Genomic DNA, 21,273 nt, shown 5'->3' on the forward strand with positions numbered 1-21,273 from the left:
CAGGCCCGCCAGGGCCGGTCCGTCAGCTGGCTGGGGTTGAGGACACGCCTACCTGCGCCGCCCGCAGCAAACGATCGTGTAGCATGAAACCTTCCGCGGACACTTGGATGATTTCACCCGCCTTGGTTCCGGGAACCGGTGCCTCGAACATCGCTTCATGCACCTGCGGATCGAACTTATCGCCCACTTCCGGCGACACAATCCGGATGCCATGCTTTTCAAACACGCCCAGCAGTGAGCGCATGGTCAGTTCCACGCCCTCGATCAGGGCAGCGGAAACTTCGCGCTGCTCATCGGTGGCCGCTTCGATCGCGCGCTTCATATTGTCATAGACCGGCAGCATGTCGCGGGCCAGCTTGGACCCGCCGTACTGCTCGGCTTCCCGGCGTGCCTTATCGCCGCGCTTGCGGGCGTTCTCCGCATCCGCCAGCGCCCGCATGAAGCGGTCTTTCAGCTCATCCCGTTCTGCCCGGAGCGCATCGATTTCCAGCGAGGCATCATCAAATTCCTCGGTTTGAGCCGCCAGCTCTTCAGCCTCGGCGGCGGCGATGTCATCCAGAAAATCTTCGTCCTTGAGCTCTGCCATGTTTCACCTCTAACTCCGGTCGGACAACAGTTTGCCGACCAGCTGTGCCGTGTAGTCTACAATCGGCACAATCCGTCCGTAATTCAGGCGCGTCGGGCCTATCACCCCAACCGCACCGATGATCTTTCGATCCGCGTTCATATAGGGAGACACCACCAAAGAGGAACCCGAAAGTGAGAAAAGTTTGTTCTCCGACCCGATAAAAATGCGAACGCCCTCGCCTTCCTCGGTCAGTTCCAGAAATTCGGCGATATCGCGCTTGCGTTCGAGGTCGTCAAACAGTGTCCGGATCCGCTCAAGCTCTTCCGCTGCGCCGGGTTCGGCCAATAGATTCGCCCGCCCGCGCACGATCAACCGCGCTTGTTCACTGCCGTCGTCTTCCCAAACCGCGAGGCCGCTTTCAATCATAGCATGTGCTAGACTGTCGATCTCCTGGCGGCGGGCGGAAATTTCCTTTTGTATCTCCCGCTGCACCTCGCTCAGCGTCTTTCCCTCAATCAGCGCGTTCAGAAAGTTCGCTGCCTCCCGCATCGAGCTTGGCGTCTGCCCCGGAGGTGGGGTGAACAGGCGGTTTTCCACATGGCCGTCCGAAAACACCAGCACCACCAAAGCCCTGTCGTGCGCGAGAGACACGAACTCGATATGCCTGATCTCGGCCTCATGCTTGGGTGTCAGAACCAGCGACGCGCCTTGCGTCACTCCAGACAGCGCAGCGCCGACGCGGTCCATCATTCCGCCTACGTTTCCTGCATTGCGGCCCAGCGTTGCATCGATCTTCTCACGGTCCTGAGCATTGAGGTCGCCCACTTCGAGAAGCCCATCCACAAACATCCGCAATCCCAGTTGCGTCGGCACCCTGCCAGCGCTGACATGCGGACTGTCCAACAGACCAAGATACTCCAGATCCTGCATCACGTTACGGACCGTTGCCGCACTCACTTTCTCACTCAGTGACCGGGTCAGAGTGCGGCTTCCCACCGGATCTCCACTCGCCAAATAGCTTTCCACCACCGTCCGGAACACTTCCCGCGAACGGTCGTTCAAATCCTTCAGAATGTTGTTCGGATCGCTCATCAGCCTTCCAGCGTAATTTTCCGGACTCAACATAGGGAGCCGGAGTCAGGATGTCACTAAAGAGCAGCGGGCGAAAAGGTCAATCGGGCTTGCACAGCCCTGCATCCGGGGGCTATCCCCGAGCCAGCAAACAAAGGATGTGCCATGCGACCCTCTGGACGAGAATTGAACGAAATGCGCCCTGTCTCGATCGAGACCGGCTTCACCAAACACGCCGAGGGCTCCTGCCTGATCAAGGCGGGCGACACCCACGTCCTGTGCACAGCAACCATCGAAGACCGCGTGCCGCCGTTCATCAAAGGTACAGGACTGGGCTGGGTAACTGCCGAATACGGCATGCTGCCCCGTGCCACCAACACTCGGATGCGCCGTGAAGCAGCCTCGGGCAAACAGGGCGGCCGCACCGTGGAGATCCAGCGCCTGATCGGCCGTGCGCTGCGGGCCGGCGTGGACCGCGTCGCTCTGGGTGAGCGCCAGATTACTGTGGATTGTGACGTGCTTCAGGCCGACGGCGGAACCCGCTGCGCCTCCATCACCGGCGGCTGGGTGGCACTGCGCCTGGCCGTCAACAAGCTGATGAAGGCCGGCGACGTGCAGATCGATCCTCTGATGGATCCGGTCTCCGCTGTCTCCTGCGGTATCTATGCAGGCCAGCCGGTGCTCGACCTGGACTACCCCGAGGATTCCGAGGCTGGTGTCGATGGCAACTTCATTATGACCGGCTCCGGCAAGCTGATTGAAGTGCAAATGTCTGCCGAAGGATCGGTGTTCTCCCGCGATCAGATGAACCAGCTGATGGACCTTGCTGCCAAGGGAACAAGCGAACTGGCAGAAATGCAGAAGGCCGCCTGCAAATGACCCGGAAACTGGAAGGCGGCAAACTGCTTGTCGCCACCCACAACAAGGGAAAGCTGAGCGAAATCCGTGAAATCCTCGCTCCATTTGGCGTCGACGTTGTCGGTGCCGGCGAGATGGACCTCCCGGAACCGGAAGAAACCGAAGATACCTTTGTCGGCAACGCGCGCATCAAAGCCCATGCAGCCGCTAAAGCCACCGGACTGCCTGCTCTCTCAGATGACTCCGGCATCACCATAGATGCTTTGAACGGCGCCCCGGGCGTATACACCGCAGACTGGGCTGAAACTCCGGCAGGCCGCGACTTTAAAATGGCAATGACCCGCGCCAATGACGAGCTGAACGCGGCCGGTGCCACCCCCCCCCGCACAGCCCAATTCCGCTGTACTCTGGTCATTGCCTGGCCTGACGGGCATGATGAGGTGTTCGAAGGAGTTATGCCCGGCCAGCTGGTCTGGCCGATCCGCGGCGAGCACGGGTTTGGCTACGATCCGATGTTCCAGCCGGACGGCTACAGCATCACTTGCGCGGAAATGGATCCAGCGGAGAAGAACAAGATCAGCCACCGCGGCAAAGCTGTCGCTAAATTCGTCCAGGGCTGTTTCGGTGGATGACTGGCGTAATGGAGGCTTTGGCCTCTATGTGCATTGGCCCTTTTGCCAGGCCAAATGCCCCTATTGCGATTTCAACAGCCATGTTTCTTCGAAAATAGATCAGAAGTTATGGGTTAGAGCCTACCTTAGCGAACTTGACAGACTCTCGGAACAACTCTCAGGCCGGGTGTTGAACTCCATTTTCTTCGGCGGCGGCACTCCGTCCCTGATGCAGCCTGATACTGTGGCGGCTGTCATCGAAAGAACACGTGAAATCTGGCCATTTGCCAACGATATAGAGATTTCACTTGAAGCGAACCCAGGGTCCGTTGAGGCCGGCCGGTTTGCAGGCTACCGTGACGCCGGCGTCAACAGGATCTCCATGGGCATTCAGGCGTTGAATGACGAGGACTTGCGCCGGCTTGGACGCATCCACAGTGTTTGCGAAGCAAAATCCGCTTTTGAAGTAGCCCGATCCTGTTTTGACCGGGTAAGCTTTGATCTTATTTACGCCCGCCAGGGACAGACGCTTGCCGCCTGGAAGTCGGAGCTTCGCGAAGCTCTCTCTATGGCAATTGACCACCTGTCTCTCTACCAGCTAACAATCGAAGACGGCACTGCATTTGGAGACCGGTATGCCCGCGGGAAGCTGCGTGGCCTGCCTGAAGACGACACCGCGGCCGATATGTACTTGGCAACGCAGGACATATGTGCCGATCATGGAATGGCCGGCTATGAAATTTCTAACCATGCCACACCAGGATCTGAATCACGGCACAATCTGATTTACTGGCGCTATGGGGACTACGCTGGCATAGGTCCGGGGGCCCACGGCCGCCTGACCTTGAAGGGTATCCGCTATGCAACTGAAACGCACTTAGCCCCGGGCGCTTGGCTGGACGCTGTAAGCAAAGGCAATGGTGAGTCTCTGCGGGAGATGTTAAGCCCGGAAGATGCGGTAGCCGAATACTTGATGATGGGCATGCGGCTCTCCGAGGGTGTGGATATGGTACGCTATAGTCAGATTTCCGGCCGGAACTTTCCGGAGGAACGGCTTCAACACCTTGCACAACTGGGCATGGTGACTATTTCAGACCAGCGGCTTTGCGTGACCTCCCAAGGCCGCACGGTTCTAAATGCGGTGCTCCGCGAACTATTAATGGATTAATGCAATGCGTTTCCTCTATGCCAGCTTGGGATTGTTATGCGTAGCCTTGGCCGCCATCGGAATCGTCCTCCCCCTGCTTCCGACTGTCCCTTTCCTGCTTCTAGCCGCCTTCTTCTTTGCCAACTCATCTGAGCGATTGCACAACTGGATTGTAGCGCACGGGGTCTTTGGACCATTGATCACGGATTGGCGAAATAACGGTGCCATCCGGCCAGCCGCAAAAAAGGCGGCAACCGTTTCGATTGCCGCTGTCTTCAGCCTGTCCCTCCTGCTTGGTGCGCCTGGTAATGTCCTGGGTATCCAAGCAGTGGTCTTGTCAGCCGTCCTACTTTTTATTTGGACCCGCCCTAACGGCTGAGCATATTGCAGAGCTCATCCAGCTGATCCAGGTTTTCATAGTTGATCGTTATTGTACCGGCTTCGCCGCCAGGCTTGTGATCAATTGAAACCTTCATCTTCAGCATGGCAGAAAGATCGCCTTCCAGGGCCCGGGTATCGGCATCCTTCTCAGGAGATTTCCTGGCTTTCTTCGCGCTGCCCCCCTGAATACCTGCGGCATCTTTCTTAACAAGCGCCTCAGTCGCCCGAACAGACAAACCGCCTTTCACAATCTTAACGGCCAGCTCTGAGGCGTTGTCCGAAGTGATCAGCGCTCTGGCGTGGCCGGCAGACAGTTTCCGTTCCTGAACAAGTACCTGGACATCTTCAGGAAGGTGCAGAAGCCTCACTAGGTTGGCAATATGACTTCTGCTCTTGCCAAGCGCTTCCGCCATCTTTTCCTGAGTATGGCCAAACTTCTCCATCAGCTGCTTGTAACTCTGCGCCTCTTCCATCGCGTTCAAGTCGGATCTCTGGATGTTTTCAATGATGGCAACTTCCATCATCTCCAGGTCCGAGTAATCACGGATCAGAACAGGCACTTCATGCAACTGGGCAGCCTGGGATGCACGCCAGCGCCGTTCGCCAGCCACAATCTCGTACTTACCACCGGACCGGGGCCGCACGATCAATGGCTGCAAAACCCCCTTTTCCTTGATGGATGCCGTCAGGTCATCAAGATCTTCCTGAAGAAACTGCCGCCGCGGCTGGTTCGGGTTTGCGATGACATTTTCGATAGGTACCAGCACCTCTGCGTTCCGCGGTGCCTCGGCCTGCGTGCTTACCGGCGCAGGGTTCACATCTGCCATCAACGCCGACAATCCCCTGCCCAGCCCGCGCGGTTTTGTCTTTTTGTCTGCCATGATTGCCTCCGGTCAATATTCTGCATTTACGCCGCTATCTTGTGATGTTTATTCAGGATTTCTTCAGCCAGAGCGCGGTAGGCCTGAGCGCCCAATGAGTTGGTATCGTAATTCAGTACTGGCTGCGCATATGAAGGCGCTTCGCTGACACGCACATTCCGCGGGATTTTTGTTTGAAACACCAGGTCTCCCAGGTTATCTCGGGCATCCTGTTCAACCTGCTGAGACAGGTTGTTTCGCCGGTCAAACATAGTCAGAACGATACCTTCGATACGCAGGTCTGGATTTGCTGACTGCCGCACTTCCCGGATCGTGAGCATCAACTGCGTAACCCCTTCCAATGCGAAAAACTCGCTTTGCAAGGGAACCAGTACCGAATGGGCTGCAACCATTGCATTAACGGTCAACAGGTTCAGCGACGGTGGACAGTCAATCAGTACATAGTCCCAATCGTATTTATCCATTGCCGTCTGCCGCAACGCATCGTGCAAAAGAAAACTGCGCTTTTCATTGGTGAACAGTTCAATATCAGCGGAACTGAGATCAACAGTAGCCGGGATGATGCACAGATCCTCGATTTCAGTCTGCCGGATAACATCCACCAGGGAGGCGTCCTCGACCAGCAAGTCATACGTTGTCAGGTCGCGGTCGGAAGGTTCAATTCCGAGACCGGTAGAAGCGTTACCTTGCGGGTCCAGATCTACAACCAGAACCCGAAGACCGCATTCAACCAGTGCCGCTGCCAAGTTAATGGCTGTTGTTGTCTTCCCCACTCCGCCTTTCTGGTTTGCGACCGCGATGATACGAGGCCCCTCCGGGCGGGAATAATCAGACACGTTCAACTCCCCTGATTTTCAGGATTACTGCTTCTGGCTCAGTCAAACTTTTAGCTGTTTCCAACGCGAACCGCCATTGCTGCCGCGCGTTATCCACTTCTTTTTTCCAGCTCCCGCCCTTTGGAAACAGCGCAACGCCATCCTCCGCCAGGTGCCGCTCCGCAAACCCCAGAAGATCGCTCAGATCGGCCAGGGCACGGGCAGATAAAACATCTGCCGATTGACGATCAACGTGTTCGATTCGCTTCGAAAGAACTGAAATCGGAACGCCGCATTCACGCGCGGCATTGCGGAGAAATGCTGACTTTCTCTGATCACTCTCAATTAGCGTAACCTTCATGTCAGGTGCTTCCTCCACTGCCATAAGAGCAACGATAAGCCCCGGAAATCCCCCGCCACTTCCTATATCAACCCAATGCTGCGGCGACGATGTGCAGCGAAACACTTGAATTGAATCTGCGATATGACGTGTCCAAAGCTGGTCGAGGCTGGACTTGGAAACCAGATTTATCGTCGGATTCCATTTCCGAATGACACTTTCAAAGATTTCCAGACGCTCTAATGTTTCACGTGAAACATGGAGCCTTTCCAGCAGTTGATTGCCGCTCATGCAGACCTCTCCTGCCGAACCTTTTCCTTTCGGAGGTAAGCCAATATGAGAGCAAGTGCGGCAGGTGTCATACCATCAATCCGAGCTGCCTGAGCCAAAGTCTCCGGGCGCGCGTGCGACAGTTTCTGCTGCAACTCCTTGGAAAGACCTTCAATGCTGCCATAGATGAAATCCTTCGGGATCACATGGCCTTCATCACGCTTCATGACAGAAACCTCCCGCTCCTGCCGCGCGATGTAGTTAGCGTACAGCGCATCACGTTCCATCTGTCGGCGAATGACAGCAGTGACCTCTTCCAACTCAGGCATCAGCCGAACCACATCCTCAAACGAAACATCGGGAAAAGCGAGCAGATCCAGTCCGTTCCTCCGGTTGCCGTCCTGATTGACCCGGATCCCCGCTGCTGAAATTTGCTTAGGGGTGAATGTTTGCGATACCAGCACCTGGCGTGCCGCTCCCAAATCCTCACTCTTCTCCAAGAAGGAAACTCTCCGCTCCTCCCCCACGCAGCCCAAATCGATAGCTGCAGGGGTTAGCCTCTGATCCGCGTTATCCGCTCTCAATGATAAACGGAATTCGGCGCGCGAAGTGAACATCCTGTAGGGTTCAGTCACACCATTTGTTGTCAGGTCGTCGATCATGACCCCGATGTAACTGTTAGAGCGGCTGAACGACGCCGGACCCTCGCCTTTTGCCCGTCTCGCTGCATTAAGGCCTGCGACGAGTCCCTGGGCCGCCGCTTCTTCATACCCCGTTGTGCCATTGATCTGTCCCGCCAAGTAGAGGCCCGGAATGTCTTTCAGTGACAAATCCATCTGGAGCGCGCGGGGATCCACATAGTCGTACTCGATTGCGTAGCCCGGCTGAAGAATGACAGCCCGCTCCAACCCGCGGATTGACCGCACATAAGCTTCCTGAACATCTACAGGCAGGCTGGTAGAGATGCCATTGGGGTATACCGTGTGATCAGAAACCCCTTCTGGCTCCAGAAATATCTGGTGGGAGTCCTTCTCAGCAAAACGGACTATTTTGTCTTCAATCGATGGACAATACCTTGGGCCCACCCCCTCGATATGCCCTCCATACATTGCGGAGCGATCCAGGTTTCCCCGGATTATCTCATGCGTTTTGTCGTTTGTATGGGTGATGCCGCAAGACACCTGTTTTGCGTTTAAGGAAGTTGTCAGAAACGAAAAGAAAACAGGGTCATCATCCCCGGGTTGCGTGTCTAGGATATCCCAATTGATGGTGCGCCCGTCCAACCGCGGCGGCGTGCCGGTTTTCAAGCGGCCTAGCGGCAAATTGAAACTGTCGAGTCGTTCGGCCAGTTTGACCGAGGGTTTATCCCCCATGCGGCCGCCAGGTTTGGAAATGTCCCCAATATGGATCACACCGCGCAGAAAGGTTCCGGATGTCAGAATGACGGATTTGGCTGAAATCTCACTGCTGTCCGCCAATATCACGCCAGAAACGGAACCCCCACTCATGAGGAAGTCGGTCACCTCCCCCTCAATAATGTCGAGATTTTCTTGCTGCTCCGTCAGGCGAAGCATTTCCCACTGGTAGATTTTCCTGTCGGATTGCGCCCTTGGGCCTTGCACCGCAGGTCCTTTTCTACGGTTCAGCAGACGGAACTGAATGCCGGCGAGATCGGCAACACGACCCATTACGCCATCCATGGCATCAATTTCCCTGACGAGATGGCCTTTCCCCAACCCGCCGATTGCCGGGTTGCAAGACATCACGCCGATGCCGCTACGGCTCAAGGTGATCAAAGCCGTTTCAGCTCCCATCCGGGCAGCTGCATGGGCGGCCTCTGTGCCCGCATGGCCGCCACCGACAACAATCACGTCATAAGATGAATGTTTCACGTGAAACACTCCTTTATTTCCCTAGACAGAAACTCGAGAAGATTTCATCCAGAAGATTTTCAACCCCAATCCGGCCAACCAGCATTTCAAGCGCTCGGATTGCCGAGCGCATCTCTTCGGCAGCTATATCATAAAACTCAGGACCGCGCTTCAGGATGTCCTGCGCCTCGGTCAGGCTGATCTGAGCGGAGAGCATGGCGTCCCGATGTCGGGCGCGGGTAGCAATGCCTGCCTGTGCTGAACGGGTCTTCAAGACAGAGGAAATATGGTCGATCAAATGGTCGACCCCCTGCCCTGACCGTCCCGAGACTGCATTTGCCTGATCCATTCGCAAATCCGCCTTCGGCCTTAACCGGATATCGCCGGCGCGCATTTCCACATCCAGAAGTTCATGGTCCTCAGCAAGGAATACCCGCAGGTCAGCATCCTCAGCGCGTTGTCGCGCTAGAGCAATCCCGATACCTTCAACATGATCTTCGGTTTCCCTCAACCCGGCTGTGTCCAACAAAGTAACGGGCAAACCACCCAAATCCATGCGCACTTCAATGATATCGCGGGTGGTACCAGCAAATTCCGAAGTAATGGCGGCCTGTCTGCCGGCCAGAGCATTTAGAAGAGTGGATTTTCCGACGTTTGGAGCCCCAACAATTGCCACCTCGAAACCGCTGCGTATCCGTTCCGCTATTTTGACGCCCGCTGTCTCGCTTTCAAGGCCGGCTTGAACGTCCGCCAGCAGATTGGAAACTTCAGGGGTTACGTCGACCGGAACTTCCTCATCTGCAAAATCGATGGTCACTTCGATCAGTGATGCGGCGCGAATCAACTTTTCGCGCCAAGACTCAGCCAATTTTCCTAACCCGCCCGCAAGGATGACTTGCGCCTGTTTGCGCTGCGCCTCGGTTTCAGCATCAATCAGGTCGGCAAGACCTTCGACCTGGGCAAGATCCAGATTGCCGTTCTCCAGTGCGCGACGGGTAAATTCTCCCGGTTCGGCCATCCGCAAACCTTCGATTCGCGCTAGCGAATCAAGCACAGCGGAAACTACTGCCGTACTTCCATGTGTTTGAAATTCAACGGTATTTTCACCCGTAAAGCTGTTTGGCGCTGTAAAGCACAATACCAGTGCCTCATCCAGACGATCGCCTGATTCGTCTTTCAGTATTCGCAGGCTTGTGCCTCTCGCCGGCAGATCCCCGCCGCACAGCCGTTCGCCGGCTGCAAGAGCCAAGGGGCCGGAGACGCGGATCACCGCAACCCCAGCCTTGCCTTGGGCAGTGGCCAGCGCAAAGATCGTGTCCATGGGGTGGCCCTTCTCTCTTGCCGGCCCGGGTCAGGTATTCATCGAATCGAAGAATTCGGAATTCGACTTTGTCTGTTTCAGCTTCGACAGCAGGAACTCAATCGCATCTGTTGTGCCCATCGGGTTCAGGATCCGGCGCAACACAAAGGTCTTGGCCAGATCGCCTTTGTCGACCAGCAGGTCCTCTTTCCGGGTGCCGGATTTGAGGATGTCGATCGCAGGGAACACGCGTTTGTCGGCGATCTTGCGGTCCAGTACGATCTCCGAGTTGCCTGTGCCCTTGAATTCTTCAAAGATCACCTCGTCCATGCGGCTGCCGGTGTCGATCAACGCGGTGGCGATGATGGTGAGCGAACCGCCCTCCTCAATATTCCGGGCTGCACCAAAGAAGCGCTTGGGGCGCTGCAGCGCGTTAGCGTCAACACCACCAGTCAGAACCTTGCCCGAGGACGGCACGACGGTGTTGAAAGCCCTACCAAGTCTTGTGATCGAGTCGAGAAGAATCACAACATCTCGCTTATGCTCCACCAAGCGCTTGGCCTTTTCGATGACCATTTCCGATACCGCCACGTGGCGCGTCGCCGGCTCGTCGAAGGTCGAGGAGACAACCTCGCCCTTCACCGAACGCTGCATGTCGGTCACCTCTTCCGGGCGTTCGTCGATCAGCAACACGATCAGGTAGCACTCCGGGTGGTTCTTCTCGATCGAGTGCGCGATGTTCTGCAAGATCACCGTCTTACCAGTGCGCGGCGGCGCCACGATCAGCGACCGCTGGCCCTTGCCGATGGGGGCCACCAGGTCGATCACCCGGGCGGAGCGGTCCTTGATGGTAGGATCCTCGATCTCCATCTTCAGGCGCTCATCCGGGTACAGCGGTGTGAGGTTGTCAAAAGCGATCTTGTGGCGCGCTTTTTCAGGATCCTCGAAATTGATTTTGGTGACATTGGTCAGTGCGAAATACCGCTCCGATTCCAGCGGCGCCTTGATCTGGCCTTCGACCGTATCCCCGGTGCGCAGGGAGTACTGGCGGATCATGTCAGGCGAAACATAGATGTCGTCCGGGCCGGGCAGGTAGTTCGCCTCGGGCGAACGCAGGAAGCCGAATCCGTCCTGCAGCACTTCCAGCACTCCATCGCCGCCAATGTCCCAGCCTTCATCCGCGCGTTCCCGCAGAATCTGGAACATCATCTCGCCCTTGCGCATGGTCGAGGCGTTTTCGATCTCCAGCTCCTCGGCCATCGCCAGCAGCGCTTTGGGGCTTTTTGCCTTGAGATCGGACAGGTTCAGGGATTGCACGGTCATATAGATACGGCCTCTACTCCCCGATCAGCCGGGGGTCGGTCACACGACAGGTTTGGAAAACACGGTATGCCCGGACGGGCCCGTTGGAAGCCATACATAGGGACTCGCTTCAGGTGAGTCAAACGCCGGCTGCAAGTGTTCCGGCGCTGCTTGGCCTGTTTCCGCGCCTCTGAGCTAGAATTTGAAGATGACGGATACCACAATCACCAGCATCAGCACTGTGGGCACTTCGTTCATCAGCCTGAACTGCCTTCCCGTCAGCCTGTTCTGGCCTTTCTTGAAATCGCGGTAGCGGAACTGCAGCCAATGATGGAACCAGGTCATCACGATAACCGACGCGCCCTTGGTCCAGGGCCAGACATAGCTCCAGTCAACAATCCCTGGCGTCAGTACTATGAATAGCCCTGCGGCCCAGGACACATACATGGCAGGGCGCATGATGATCCTGAGGAGCTTCTCCTCCATGGTAAGGAAGATCGGGACTGCTTCTTGCACATTCTCAGCCTGCTCCACGTGATACACGAACAGACGGGGGAGATAGAAAAGACCCGCCATCCAGCTGAGCACGGCCATGATGTGCAGCGACTTGGCATATGGGTAAAGCGTGAACATCACGTTGCTTAGGTCCATGGGCAGTTCTTCCGGGTCAGATCTGATCACCCTAATAATTAAATGAATATTAGAAGGATGATGTTTTTGTAGTGTGCGTGGAATCCGGTGGATAAGTGAATCCTCCTCCGCTTATCCCCAGTATGGATAAGATTCCAGCTTGGATGGGACAAAAGTCCTGGTTTCCTTGCCGGCGCCAGGAAAATAAGGCGCGTTAAGGATGTCTTTACCTTCCCGTGCTTGGGGATAACAGCGGGATGATCCGGGGAGAGCCGGCATATCCACGGATTCAAAGTTATCCTGACTCACAAAGGACGACTCAGCGGGCTGAATCCCGGAATTTGCGTCAACCCCTGGAGTCTTTACTTGAGCGCGGAAAACCATACAAAACGTCCTGAAACCGTCTGCTTCTTTCCCACGGGGTTTTCCACATGACTGCCCACATAGTGCTGGCTTCTGGTTCCGAAATCCGGGCGCATCTGCTGCGCCAGGCCGGGATCAAATTCGAAACGGATGTCCCGCGTCTCGATGAGCAGGCGGTCAAGGCCGCGCTGCTGGCAGAAGAAGCGCCGCCTAGGGACATCGCCGATGCGCTGGCAGAAGCCAAGGCGCGCAAGATCAGCAGTAAACATCCGGGAAGGATTGTGCTTGGATGTGATCAGGTTCTTGATTTTGAAGGAAAACTTCTCTCCAAGCCGGCAAGTGAAGAGGTTGCGCTGGCCCAGCTGAAAGAGATGCGGGGCAAGCGGCATATGCTGTTGTCGGCAGCCGTGATCTATCGGGATGGTGAGCCGATCTGGCGTCATGTCGGGCAGGTCAGGCTGGTGATGCGCAAATGCTCTGACGCCTATCTGGAAGACTATGTTGCACGGAATTGGGACAGCATCCGCCATGCTGTGGGAGCGTACAAGCTGGAGGAAGAAGGCGTGCGGCTATTCGCTTCCATCGAGGGCAGTTACTTTAATGTCTTGGGATTGCCGCTGATGGAGCTTATCAGTTACCTCGGACTGCAAGGGGTAATCGAGCAATGACAGACGCAAAAATCCCGCTCGCCGGCGTGATCGGCTGTCCGGTAGCGCATTCCAAGTCCCCGCAGCTGCACGGGCACTGGCTGAAAACACATGGCATTGCTGGCTACTATGTCCCCATGCACGTGGAACCTGAGGATTTGGCTGAAACCATCCGGGCGATGCCCAAGATGGGGTTTGTAGGGGCTAATGTCACCATTCCGCACAAGGAGGCGGTGATGGAGATTGCTGACAAGGTGACTGACCGGGCCAAGCTGATCGGTGCCGCTAATACTCTGATTTTCCGCAAGGACGGAACGATCTTGGCTGACAATACGGACGGCTATGGCTTCATTACCAACCTCCATCAGGGGGCGCCGGACTGGGATCCGAAGTCCGGGCCTGCCGTTGTTCTGGGCGCCGGCGGGGCCTGCCGGGCGGTGATTGCTTCGCTCATGGAAGCCGGCGTGCCGGAGATCCTGCTGAGCAACCGCACCCGTGAACGGGCGGACCAGCTGCAGAAGGATTTTGGCAACCTGATCCGGGTTGTGGATTGGGTCCAGGCCGGCAACGCCATCGAGGAAGGAAAGCTGATCGTGAACACCACCTCTCTTGGTATGGTGGGTAAGCCGCGCCTTCGGGTGCCCCTGGACGGTCTACAGGCCAGTGCTGTTGTGACGGACCTGATCTATGCTCCCCTCAAGACGGACCTCCTGCAAACGGCAGAGGAGGCCGGCTGCACGGTGGTCGACGGGCTCGGCATGCTTCTGCATCAGGCCGTGCCCGGGTTCGAACGCTGGTTCGGCCACCGGCCGGAGGTGGATGCCGCGACACGGGCGGCGGCGCTGAGATGAGTTTCAGCCTCGGCCTCACCGGCTCCATCGGCATGGGCAAGAGCACAACGGCAAAGTTGTTTGCCGATCAGGGCTGCGCGGTTTGGGACGCGGATGCGGCCGTTCACCGGCTCTATGGCAAGGGCGGCGGCGCCATTCAGCCGATGGCAGCCGCATTTCCGGACGCCATCGAGAACGGAGAGGTCTGCCGTGCTGCGCTGAAACGGATCATCGGTGCAAATCCGCAGGCCTTAAAGCAGATCGAAGCGATCGTGCACCCCCTTGTCGCGCTGGACCGGGCAGCGTTCAGGGCACAGGCGCAGAGCGACGTTCTGGTCTTTGACATCCCTCTCTTGTTTGAAACCGGCGGCAATTCCGAAATGGATGCCGTGGCCTGCGTGACGGTGGATGCAAAGACCCAGCAGGAGCGGGTTCTTGCGCGCGGAACAATGACGCTTGAGCAGTTCCGGCATATCCTGCAAAAACAGATGCCGATTGAGGAGAAGATGGCCCGCGCCGATTATGTGATCGAGACGGACACGCTCGGACACGCCGAGGCACAGGTGATAGAGATCCTCGCAGATATCAGGAGCAAAATGAGCCGTGCGTGAAATCGTTCTTGATACCGAAACCACCGGGTTTGACCCGTTTTCCGGCGACCGGATCGTTGAAATCGGGGCGGTGGAACTCTTCAACCACATGCCAACCGGAGAAACGTTTCACGTTTACATCAACCCGGAACGCTCGATGCCTGCGGAAGCCTTTTCTGTCCACGGTATCGGCCCGGATCTGCTGGAGCCGCCTCAGAAACCCGAACCCGGTGCGGTAACACTGCGGGACAAACCTGTGTTCGCCAAGGTGGGCCAGAAATTCCTCGATTTTGTCCAGGACTCCAAGCTCGTCATTCATAATGCCAGCTTTGACATGAAGTTTCTGAATGCCGAGCTGGACTGGATGGGGCTGCCAAAGCTGCCGATGGAACAGGCCATCGATACACTGGCGATGGCCCGGCAGCGGTTTCCGGGCTCGCCGGCGACGCTGGATGCGCTGTGCCGCCGCTTCAACATCGACAACTCCAACCGGACTTTGCACGGGGCCCTGCTCGATTCCGAGATCCTGGCAGATGTCTATCTAGAGCTGATTGGCGGGCGGCAGCCTGATTTCGGGCTGTCAACGCAAACGGCATCTTCAAGCACTGCCCAGGTCGAGGACGATTGGCGCCCTGCCCCGCGGCAGGCGCCGCTGCCGCCGCGGATCACACCTGAAGAACTGGCGGCGCATGAGGCCTTTATCGGAAAGATGGGCGATGATGCGTTGTGGAAGGCCACTTGATCCTGAAGTAGACCGAAAAAAAACGCCGCTGAATTCAGCGGCGTTTTCAGTTTCAGAATGAAAAGCCTTACTGCGTGGGTGTTGCTGCTGCCGCTTCGGATTGGCGGCGGGTCAGCTCGTTGCGGTAAATCGCCACGAAGTCGATGTTATCCAAGTTCAGCGGAGGGAAGCCGCCGTCGCGGGTCACGTCCGACACGATGCGGCGCAGGAACGGGAAGGTCATGCGCGGGCATTCGATCAGCAGGAACGGGTGCAGCTGGTCTTCCGGAACGCCGACGATGTTGAACACGCCGACATATTCCAGCTCCAGCACGAACAGGACGTTGCCGCTTTCCTTGTTCTTGGATTCGACGGTCAGCTTGGTGACCACCTCATACTGGTTCTCGGCCGAGCGCTTCTTGGCATCCAGGTTCACCTGCACGCTGACGTCGGGCTGAACCTCACCGCCGGTGCCTTTTTGCGCCATCACGTTTTCGAACGACATGTCGCGGATGAACTGGCCCAGAATGTTCATCTGGACCTGCGGCTGCTGCTGGGCTTCGCCGTTTTCGGCCATCGGGATACTCCTGAAAATATGCTTTGGACCGTGCTTAGCAGCTTGGTCCGAACAGCTCAACGGGGGCCGTCTACCCAGGCCGAGGGGCGGGTCGGACGGCGGCCCGGGGTCACATCTTCATAGTCTCCGTCGATGACGTCTTCCGGCTGCCCCGCGGTTCCGGGATAGTGGCGGCCCTGCATGCTGCCGGGTCCCATCTGGAAATGCGCCACTGTGACCCGGGCACGGAGAAAACGGTAGACTGCCAGACGCACCGGGTGCACCAGCAGTGCAAAGCCTGCTGCATCGGTGAAGAAGCCGGGCGTCAGCAGCAGAGCGCCGGCAAACAGGATCATCGCCCCGTGGGCCAGCGGCTCCGCCGGATCGGATAACTGCTGGAACGACGACCGCAATTGAACCATCGCCATGCGCCCCTGAGTTTTGACAAGCCAGGTGCCCAGCACCGCGGTCAGCACCACGATGGCCAGGGTCGGCCAAAGGCCGATGGCACTGCCAACCTGAATAAACAAAGCAATTTCAATGATGGGAACCATCAGAAAGGCCAGGAAGAGATACATGCGGGTTTCCTTGCGATCATACACCCGGGCGGTAGACTTGCCCCCGCCCGTCACCTACATAAGGTCTGACCGCTTTGGTTTCAAACAAAGCACGAACGCCTAGCATGAGGTATCCATGGAGTCGCCTGTGATTCAGCTTTTGGTTCTGGCCGGTATCGCTGTGTTTCTGATCCTGCGCTTGAAAAGCGTGCTGGGAACACGCGAAGGGTTTGAAAAACCGCCGCTGCCGAAACCCGAAACCAAAAGCCGCCGCCCGGATCTGGAAGTGATTGAAGGGGGGCCGGACCGCGATATTACCGATTATGTGGCTGAAGGCAGTTCCCAGGCGCAGGCGCTGGCTGCGATGAAGCGGGCCGAGCCGTCGTTTCAGGTTCAGGAATTTGTTCAAGGCGCTCGCGGTGCCTATGAAATGATCCTGATGGGTTTCGAGCATGGTAACCTGGATGATATCCAGCCGTTCCTGGCTGAGGATGTTTTCGAAAGCTTCGTTGAAGCGGTCGCTCAACGGGAAGATCAGGGGTACAAGATCGAAGCCGAATTCATCGGAGTGCGCGAAACCACTTTGGCTGACGCGCAATTCGATGCGCAGTCGGGTCGTGCGGAGATCACCATGCGGTTCGTGGGTGAGTTGACATCTGTCGTGCGCGATCGCGGCGGAGACATCGTCGAGGGCGATCCGAAAGCAGTGAAGCGCCAGAAAGACACCTGGGTCTTTGCCCGCACCATGGGTAGCGACGACCCCAATTGGCAGCTTGTTGCGACGGACGCATGATTGCTGCGCTTCGGGGGGCACTTGGGGCGGCTGCAATTGCAGCCGCCGCGATGACCGCCTCCGGGGCGCAGTCCGAAACTGTGTCCAGCCTTCTGGACTTTACCCAGCTTGACGGCTGGGCCGAAGATGACCACGCCACCGCGCTGCAGGTTTTCCTTGGAACATGCCAGGACCTGAAAGACCCTGACTGGCTGGCCCTGTGCAACGCTGCGCGCTCCCAGTCGCCAAACGGCGCAAAGGCGTTCTTCGAGCTGTTTTTCCGCCCGGTCCTGATTGAAGACGGCAGCCCTGCCCTGTTCACCGGCTATTTCGAACCGGAGCTCAGCGGTTCGCGCTATCCTACGGGACGCTTCCGTTATCCTGTTTACAAAATGCCGCCCGAAGCGCGCGCCACGGATTTGTGGTTGCCGCGACGGGATATTTTGACCAGCGATGTGATGCAGAGTCGCGGGCTGGAAATTGCCTGGGTCGATGACCCGGTGGAACTGTTCTTCCTTCAAATCCAGGGTTCAGGGCGTATCCGGCTGCCGGATGGTTCTATGATCCGCGTGGGATACGGGGGCGCAAACGGCCACCCCTATAAATCCATCGGCAAGGAACTGGTGCGCCGCGGTGTCTACAACGCCCATCAGGTCAGCGCCCAGGTGATCAAGTCCTGGGTCCGGCGCAACCCCGCGGACGGCAAGGAACTGCTGTTTCACAATCCGTCCTATGTGTTCTTCCGCGAGGTGCGCAAAGTGGCGGCCTCCAAGGGGCCGCTTGGCGCCATGAACCGCTCGGTCACGCCGATGCGCACAATTGCCGCCGATCCCGCCTATACCCCGCTGGGGGCGCCTGTCTGGGTGGAAAAGGACGGCCACATGCCGCTGCGCCGGCTGATGGTGGCGCAGGACACCGGCTCTGCCATCAAGGGCGCTCAGCGGGCAGATATCTTTGTAGGCACCGGCGACGCGGCCGGCGAAACCGCTGGCACAATGAAAGACCCGGGCCGGATGGTGGTGCTGCTGCCGATCCAGCGGGCCTATGCGATGCTTCCGGAAGATCTTTAAATGACACGGCGGAAACTTACAGGAGAAGAGATCGAGCTCTGGCATAAGGTTGTGAAGCACACCGAGCGTCTGCATCCGGGTGCACATTCCGCGCCGCCTGCTCTTCCAATGCCGAAGCCGAAACCGGCCAAGCAGCCGGAGCCGCGCCTGGCGCCGTTCGAGGTTGGGAGCCGTGCAAAGCTCAAACCGGCAAAAAATGATCTGAAACCTTCGCTTGTCCGAAGTCTGGCAAGCAATCCGCTGCAGATGGATGAAAAATCATTCCGCAAGATGAAGCGCGGCAAAATCAAGCCAGAAGGTAAACTGGACTTGCATGGGATGAGGATCGACACCGCGCACCCTGCCCTGACACGTTTCATTCTGTCGTCTCAGGCTTCAGGAAGGCGGCTGGTGCTGGTGGTGACCGGTAAGGGTAAGGACCGCGACGAGCCCGGCCCGATGCCGGTACCGCGCGGAGTGCTGCGCCACAAGGTGCCGCAATGGTTGGCCTTGCCTCCCTTGGCGCAGGCGGTTCTGCAAGTGACGCCCGCTCATATCAGCCACGGTGGAGAAGGCGCCTACTATGTTTACCTGCGGCGGAGCCGCTGAGAGCGGTCATCTGTTGTCAGATACCGGGCTTTCCAGCGCGACTGAGATAACGTTGTCCCGAACAATGATTTGACCGGGGAGAATCCGTCGCAGTCGGTCCTGATCCCGTGCAAAAGTCTGTGCTGTTTCCCGCGCGCCGTTCAATAGGGCCAGCAGTGCGGGTGAACTAGCGGCAACAAAATGCTGCGACTCCGCTTCGTCAGCAAAGGCCGTTGTATCGATGACTTCCACCGGCAGCTCGCTGATGTCCTCGATATTGTTCAGATTGCCCAATCTCGCACGCCCATCCAAACCGCGCAGCCGCTGAGAGAGGGTCAGAACACTATCTTTTTGCGACACAAAGATCAGAAACGGCTGGGGGACTTCGGCAAAGCGCTGCATCTGCGAATTGAACACGTCAACATCAAGATCCGGCGACATCAGCACCACACCGCCGAGATTAGCCGCGGACCATCCTGGAGTTTTGATTTCGATCTGCCTGAGCGCCTCCATGGTCAGGAGCCCGCCCATGGAATGGGCCACCACGACGATCCGGCCTGTTCCGTTAGTACGAAGTTTGCGAAGCAGCGATTCCAGCCCGTCCCGGGCAAACAAAACACTGTCTCCGTCATAGGCATAGCCAAGCGCTTTACCCTTACTGGGCCAAGAATAGATGACTGTTGCACCTGGAACATTGATATCGTGGGTCAGCTGAGCAGCTCGGAATGCCGTTTCCGCTTGTGTGGAGTTAAACCCATGCACAAAAACCGTCACGTCCCGCTCACCGGAAGGAAACTTGGCCAATTCCTGCTGCATCCGGGCAGAAAAACTTGCTTCACTTTCGAATTTCCTGCGCCCTGCCATGGTGAATTCCGTGGCGGGATCCGGGTTTGTGTAGCCGAACTTCAAGGATCCGGGCTTGTGTTCCGGGGGAATGGACACCGTAAGTTCCAGAAGACTGAGTTCATCAGCCCGCTCTGAACCGAATGTGCCATCCGGCAGCGGATCTCGGTTCGTTGCGGCAAAAACGGTTTTAGGAGTGCCGATATCCAGCGCTTCGGGGACCGTAGGCGAGAAAGACCTGTCCGTGCAGCCGGCAAAACCGACCACCAGAAATACGCAAGATGCGCGCAGGCCATGCATGATTTTCGCCCTCAAAACCAAATGGCAGCAGGCTAACCGGCCTGCTGCCTTTGTCTAGTGGCTGCGTGCGGCCTAAGCGGCTTACAGCACGTAACGGCTGACATCCGCAGAGCGGCCAAGCTCGCCAAGGTTCTTCTTCACAAAAGAGGCGTCCACAGTTACCGCTTCACCCGACCGGTCAGGCGCGGTGAACGACAGTTCTTCAAACACCCGCTCCATCACGGTGTAAAGGCGGCGGGCGCCGATGTTCTCCACGGTCTGGTTCACCTCGGCTGCAATCTTGGCCAGAGCGGCAATACCGTCCTTGGTGAACGATACTTCGACTTTCTCTGTACCCATCAGCGCCGTGTACTGGCGGGTCAGCGCGTTGTCGGTTTCGGTCAGGATGCGAACGAAATCCTCTTCGGTCAGCGCCCGCAGGTTCACCCGGATCGGCAGGCGGCCCTGCAGTTCGGGCAGCAGGTCCGAGGGTTTGGCGATGTGAAAGGCACCGGAGGCGATGAACAGGATGTGGTCGGTCTTCACCGGCCCGTGCTTGGTGCTGACGGTGGTGCCTTCGATCAGCGGCAGCAGGTCGCGCTGCACGCCCTCGCGGCTGACATCGCCGCCGCGGGTTTCCTGGCGGGCGCAGACCTTGTCGATCTCATCCAGGAACACGATGCCATTCTGCTCCACCGAGTCCAGCGCGGTGCGGGTGACGGTTTCGTCATCCAAGAGCTTGTCTGCTTCTTCGCCGATCAGCACCTCATAGCTTTCAGCGACAGTCATCTTCTTTCGGGTGGTGCGCCCGCCCATCGCCTTGCCGAACAGGTCGCCAAGGTTCAGCATGCCCATGTTGCCGCCGCCCGGCTGGCCGGGGATTTCGAACATGCCCATCGGGTTGGAGGTGTCGGCCACGTCCAGCTCGATCACCGTGTCGTCGAGCTCCCCCGCTTTCAGCTTCTTGCGGAACATCTCGCGGGTCGCTTCACGGGCATCGCTGCCGGCGATGGCTTCCACAACCCGGTCTTCCGCCGCCTTGTGGGCGTTGGCCTTGACGTCCTCGCGCATGTACTCGCGGGTTTGGGCTATGGCGCTGTCGACCAAATCGCGGATGATCTGTTCCACGTCCCGCCCGACATAGCCGACTTCGGTGAACTTGGTGGCTTCCACCTTGATGAAGGGCGCGCGGGCCAGCTTGGCCAGGCGGCGGGAGATCTCGGTCTTGCCGACGCCGGTGGGGCCGATCATCAGGATATTCTTGGGATACACCTCGTCGCGCAGATCGTCGTCCAACTGCTTGCGCCGCCAGCGGCTGCGCAGTGCAACGGCCACAGCCCGTTTGGCTTCCTTCTGGCCGATGATGAAGCGGTCCAGCTCTGAGACGATTTCGCGGGGGGTCAGATCGGTCATGTCAGTCCTTTCCGGGACAA

24 protein-coding genes are annotated in these 21,273 nt (G+C 57.7%); 11 read left to right on the forward strand and 13 right to left on the reverse strand.

What is annotated here, in order from left to right:
* Nucleotides 1-22: 22 nt before the first annotated feature.
* A complete protein-coding gene (locus KUV26_RS12105; RefSeq protein WP_222508506.1) occupies nt 23-586 on the reverse strand; it encodes a nucleotide exchange factor GrpE in 564 nt (187 codons plus the stop codon).
* A gap of 9 nt (nt 587-595) precedes the next feature.
* Nucleotides 596-1,660, reverse strand: a complete 1,065-nt coding sequence (hrcA, locus tag KUV26_RS12110) for a heat-inducible transcriptional repressor HrcA (RefSeq protein WP_222503655.1) — start codon at nt 1,658-1,660, stop codon at nt 596-598.
* Between the two features lie 144 nt (nt 1,661-1,804).
* Between hrcA and rph the strand changes: the two genes are divergently transcribed.
* The 4 genes from rph to KUV26_RS12130 are packed head-to-tail and all read left to right on the forward strand — an operon-like array spanning nt 1,805 to nt 4,634.
* Nucleotides 1,805-2,518 carry a ribonuclease PH gene (gene rph, locus KUV26_RS12115; protein ID WP_222503656.1) on the forward strand — a complete coding sequence of 238 codons (714 nt, stop codon included), beginning with the start codon at nt 1,805-1,807 and terminating at the stop codon, nt 2,516-2,518.
* On the forward strand, nt 2,515-3,129 hold the full coding sequence (gene rdgB, locus KUV26_RS12120; RefSeq protein WP_222508507.1) for an RdgB/HAM1 family non-canonical purine NTP pyrophosphatase: 615 nt from the start codon (nt 2,515-2,517) through the stop codon (nt 3,127-3,129). Before rph ends, rdgB begins: the two co-directional genes overlap by 4 nt.
* On the forward strand, nt 3,122-4,276 hold the full coding sequence (gene hemW / locus KUV26_RS12125) for a radical SAM family heme chaperone HemW (protein ID WP_222508508.1): 1,155 nt from the start codon (nt 3,122-3,124) through the stop codon (nt 4,274-4,276). Before rdgB ends, hemW begins: the two co-directional genes overlap by 8 nt.
* A 4-nt stretch (nt 4,277-4,280) precedes the next feature.
* Nucleotides 4,281-4,634, forward strand: coding sequence for a YbaN family protein (locus tag KUV26_RS12130; RefSeq protein WP_222508509.1), 354 nt, complete (start codon nt 4,281-4,283; stop codon nt 4,632-4,634).
* On the opposite strand, the gene KUV26_RS12135 is transcribed toward KUV26_RS12130, so the two are convergent.
* The 7 genes from KUV26_RS12135 to KUV26_RS12165 all read right to left on the reverse strand — a co-directional run bounded on the left by KUV26_RS12135 (nt 4,624) and on the right by KUV26_RS12165 (nt 12,066).
* On the reverse strand, nt 4,624-5,517 hold the full coding sequence (locus tag KUV26_RS12135) for a ParB/RepB/Spo0J family partition protein (RefSeq protein WP_222508510.1): 894 nt from the start codon (nt 5,515-5,517) through the stop codon (nt 4,624-4,626). The genes KUV26_RS12130 and KUV26_RS12135 overlap by 11 nt on opposite strands.
* 26 nt (nt 5,518-5,543) lie before the next feature.
* Nucleotides 5,544-6,353 carry a ParA family protein gene (locus KUV26_RS12140; protein WP_222508511.1) on the reverse strand — a complete coding sequence of 270 codons (810 nt, stop codon included), beginning with the start codon at nt 6,351-6,353 and terminating at the stop codon, nt 5,544-5,546.
* Nucleotides 6,346-6,963, reverse strand: a complete 618-nt coding sequence (gene rsmG, locus KUV26_RS12145; protein WP_222508512.1) for a 16S rRNA (guanine(527)-N(7))-methyltransferase RsmG — start codon at nt 6,961-6,963, stop codon at nt 6,346-6,348. The genes KUV26_RS12140 and rsmG overlap by 8 nt, the downstream gene beginning before the upstream one ends.
* Nucleotides 6,960-8,834, reverse strand: coding sequence for a tRNA uridine-5-carboxymethylaminomethyl(34) synthesis enzyme MnmG (gene mnmG, locus KUV26_RS12150; protein WP_222508513.1), 1,875 nt, complete (start codon nt 8,832-8,834; stop codon nt 6,960-6,962). Before mnmG ends, rsmG begins: the two co-directional genes overlap by 4 nt.
* A gap of 13 nt (nt 8,835-8,847) precedes the next feature.
* Complete coding sequence (gene mnmE, locus KUV26_RS12155) at nt 8,848-10,134, reverse strand: tRNA uridine-5-carboxymethylaminomethyl(34) synthesis GTPase MnmE (protein ID WP_222508514.1); 1,287 nt, start codon at nt 10,132-10,134, stop codon at nt 8,848-8,850.
* A 30-nt stretch (nt 10,135-10,164) separates the two neighbouring features.
* On the reverse strand, nt 10,165-11,436 hold the full coding sequence (gene rho, locus KUV26_RS12160) for a transcription termination factor Rho (protein WP_222503665.1): 1,272 nt from the start codon (nt 11,434-11,436) through the stop codon (nt 10,165-10,167).
* Between the two features lie 174 nt (nt 11,437-11,610).
* Entirely contained in the window at nt 11,611-12,066 is a 456-nt protein-coding gene (locus tag KUV26_RS12165) for a CopD family protein (protein WP_222508515.1), read from the reverse strand.
* Nucleotides 12,067-12,476: 410 nt separating this feature from the next.
* Between KUV26_RS12165 and KUV26_RS12170 the strand changes: the two genes are divergently transcribed.
* The 4 genes from KUV26_RS12170 to dnaQ are packed head-to-tail and all read left to right on the forward strand — an operon-like array spanning nt 12,477 to nt 15,217.
* The gene (locus KUV26_RS12170; protein WP_222503667.1) at nt 12,477-13,076 is read left to right on the forward strand and encodes a Maf family protein; all 600 of its coding nucleotides are present in this window, start codon (nt 12,477-12,479) and stop codon (nt 13,074-13,076) included.
* Complete coding sequence (locus tag KUV26_RS12175; protein ID WP_222508516.1) at nt 13,073-13,906, forward strand: shikimate dehydrogenase; 834 nt, start codon at nt 13,073-13,075, stop codon at nt 13,904-13,906. Before KUV26_RS12170 ends, KUV26_RS12175 begins: the two co-directional genes overlap by 4 nt.
* Complete coding sequence (gene coaE, locus KUV26_RS12180) at nt 13,903-14,496, forward strand: dephospho-CoA kinase (RefSeq protein WP_222508517.1); 594 nt, start codon at nt 13,903-13,905, stop codon at nt 14,494-14,496. Before KUV26_RS12175 ends, coaE begins: the two co-directional genes overlap by 4 nt.
* A complete protein-coding gene (gene dnaQ / locus KUV26_RS12185) occupies nt 14,489-15,217 on the forward strand; it encodes a DNA polymerase III subunit epsilon (protein ID WP_222508518.1) in 729 nt (242 codons plus the stop codon). Before coaE ends, dnaQ begins: the two co-directional genes overlap by 8 nt.
* A gap of 67 nt (nt 15,218-15,284) precedes the next feature.
* Here the strand turns inward: dnaQ and secB are convergent, their stop codons facing one another.
* Both secB and KUV26_RS12195 read right to left on the reverse strand, forming a co-directional pair.
* Nucleotides 15,285-15,773 carry a protein-export chaperone SecB gene (gene secB / locus KUV26_RS12190; RefSeq protein WP_222508519.1) on the reverse strand — a complete coding sequence of 163 codons (489 nt, stop codon included), beginning with the start codon at nt 15,771-15,773 and terminating at the stop codon, nt 15,285-15,287.
* 56 nt (nt 15,774-15,829) lie between these two features.
* Nucleotides 15,830-16,330 carry an FxsA family protein gene (locus KUV26_RS12195; RefSeq protein ID WP_222508520.1) on the reverse strand — a complete coding sequence of 167 codons (501 nt, stop codon included), beginning with the start codon at nt 16,328-16,330 and terminating at the stop codon, nt 15,830-15,832.
* A gap of 115 nt (nt 16,331-16,445) precedes the next feature.
* Between KUV26_RS12195 and KUV26_RS12200 the strand changes: the two genes are divergently transcribed.
* From KUV26_RS12200 to KUV26_RS12210, 3 genes are read left to right on the forward strand one after another with little or no spacing between them, the layout of a single operon-like run.
* Nucleotides 16,446-17,102: a Tim44/TimA family putative adaptor protein gene (locus KUV26_RS12200; protein ID WP_222508521.1), complete on the forward strand. Its 657-nt coding sequence runs from the start codon at nt 16,446-16,448 to the stop codon at nt 17,100-17,102.
* A complete protein-coding gene (locus KUV26_RS12205) occupies nt 17,099-18,151 on the forward strand; it encodes a murein transglycosylase A (protein WP_222508522.1) in 1,053 nt (350 codons plus the stop codon). Before KUV26_RS12200 ends, KUV26_RS12205 begins: the two co-directional genes overlap by 4 nt.
* The gene (locus tag KUV26_RS12210; protein ID WP_222503675.1) at nt 18,152-18,739 is read left to right on the forward strand and encodes a Smr/MutS family protein; all 588 of its coding nucleotides are present in this window, start codon (nt 18,152-18,154) and stop codon (nt 18,737-18,739) included.
* A 6-nt stretch (nt 18,740-18,745) separates the two neighbouring features.
* On the opposite strand, the gene KUV26_RS12215 is transcribed toward KUV26_RS12210, so the two are convergent.
* Both KUV26_RS12215 and hslU read right to left on the reverse strand, forming a co-directional pair.
* Nucleotides 18,746-19,861 (reverse strand): alpha/beta hydrolase, encoded by a 1,116-nt coding sequence (locus KUV26_RS12215; RefSeq protein WP_222508523.1) that lies wholly within the window; start codon nt 19,859-19,861, stop codon nt 18,746-18,748.
* A gap of 81 nt (nt 19,862-19,942) precedes the next feature.
* Nucleotides 19,943-21,253, reverse strand: coding sequence for an ATP-dependent protease ATPase subunit HslU (gene hslU / locus KUV26_RS12220; RefSeq protein WP_222508524.1), 1,311 nt, complete (start codon nt 21,251-21,253; stop codon nt 19,943-19,945).
* Nucleotides 21,254-21,273 lie beyond the last annotated feature (20 nt).

Source organism: Leisingera daeponensis, assembly GCF_019801465.1.
Classification (GTDB): Bacteria; Pseudomonadota; Alphaproteobacteria; order Rhodobacterales; family Rhodobacteraceae; genus Leisingera; species Leisingera daeponensis_A.

What these genes read in the sequence shown, in the direction of transcription:
- KUV26_RS12105 (WP_222508506.1), bottom strand. Translation starts at nt 586, where the DNA reads ATGGCAGAGCTCAAGGACGAAGATTTTCTGGATGACATCGCCGCCGCC.
- hrcA (WP_222503655.1), bottom strand. Translation starts at nt 1,660, where the DNA reads ATGAGCGATCCGAACAACATTCTGAAGGATTTGAACGACCGTTCGCGG.
- rph (WP_222503656.1), top strand. Translation starts at nt 1,805, where the DNA reads ATGCGACCCTCTGGACGAGAATTGAACGAAATGCGCCCTGTCTCGATC.
- rdgB (WP_222508507.1), top strand. Translation starts at nt 2,515, where the DNA reads ATGACCCGGAAACTGGAAGGCGGCAAACTGCTTGTCGCCACCCACAAC.
- KUV26_RS12130 (WP_222508509.1), top strand. Translation starts at nt 4,281, where the DNA reads ATGCGTTTCCTCTATGCCAGCTTGGGATTGTTATGCGTAGCCTTGGCC.
- KUV26_RS12135 (WP_222508510.1), bottom strand. Translation starts at nt 5,517, where the DNA reads ATGGCAGACAAAAAGACAAAACCGCGCGGGCTGGGCAGGGGATTGTCG.
- rsmG (WP_222508512.1), bottom strand. Translation starts at nt 6,963, where the DNA reads ATGAGCGGCAATCAACTGCTGGAAAGGCTCCATGTTTCACGTGAAACA.
- mnmE (WP_222508514.1), bottom strand. Translation starts at nt 10,134, where the DNA reads ATGGACACGATCTTTGCGCTGGCCACTGCCCAAGGCAAGGCTGGGGTT.
- rho (WP_222503665.1), bottom strand. Translation starts at nt 11,436, where the DNA reads ATGACCGTGCAATCCCTGAACCTGTCCGATCTCAAGGCAAAAAGCCCC.
- KUV26_RS12165 (WP_222508515.1), bottom strand. Translation starts at nt 12,066, where the DNA reads ATGGACCTAAGCAACGTGATGTTCACGCTTTACCCATATGCCAAGTCG.
- KUV26_RS12170 (WP_222503667.1), top strand. Translation starts at nt 12,477, where the DNA reads ATGACTGCCCACATAGTGCTGGCTTCTGGTTCCGAAATCCGGGCGCAT.
- KUV26_RS12175 (WP_222508516.1), top strand. Translation starts at nt 13,073, where the DNA reads ATGACAGACGCAAAAATCCCGCTCGCCGGCGTGATCGGCTGTCCGGTA.
- coaE (WP_222508517.1), top strand. Translation starts at nt 13,903, where the DNA reads ATGAGTTTCAGCCTCGGCCTCACCGGCTCCATCGGCATGGGCAAGAGC.
- secB (WP_222508519.1), bottom strand. Translation starts at nt 15,773, where the DNA reads ATGGCCGAAAACGGCGAAGCCCAGCAGCAGCCGCAGGTCCAGATGAAC.
- KUV26_RS12195 (WP_222508520.1), bottom strand. Translation starts at nt 16,330, where the DNA reads ATGTATCTCTTCCTGGCCTTTCTGATGGTTCCCATCATTGAAATTGCT.
- KUV26_RS12200 (WP_222508521.1), top strand. Translation starts at nt 16,446, where the DNA reads ATGGAGTCGCCTGTGATTCAGCTTTTGGTTCTGGCCGGTATCGCTGTG.
- KUV26_RS12205 (WP_222508522.1), top strand. Translation starts at nt 17,099, where the DNA reads ATGATTGCTGCGCTTCGGGGGGCACTTGGGGCGGCTGCAATTGCAGCC.
- KUV26_RS12210 (WP_222503675.1), top strand. Translation starts at nt 18,152, where the DNA reads ATGACACGGCGGAAACTTACAGGAGAAGAGATCGAGCTCTGGCATAAG.
- KUV26_RS12215 (WP_222508523.1), bottom strand. Translation starts at nt 19,861, where the DNA reads ATGCATGGCCTGCGCGCATCTTGCGTATTTCTGGTGGTCGGTTTTGCC.
- hslU (WP_222508524.1), bottom strand. Translation starts at nt 21,253, where the DNA reads ATGACCGATCTGACCCCCCGCGAAATCGTCTCAGAGCTGGACCGCTTC.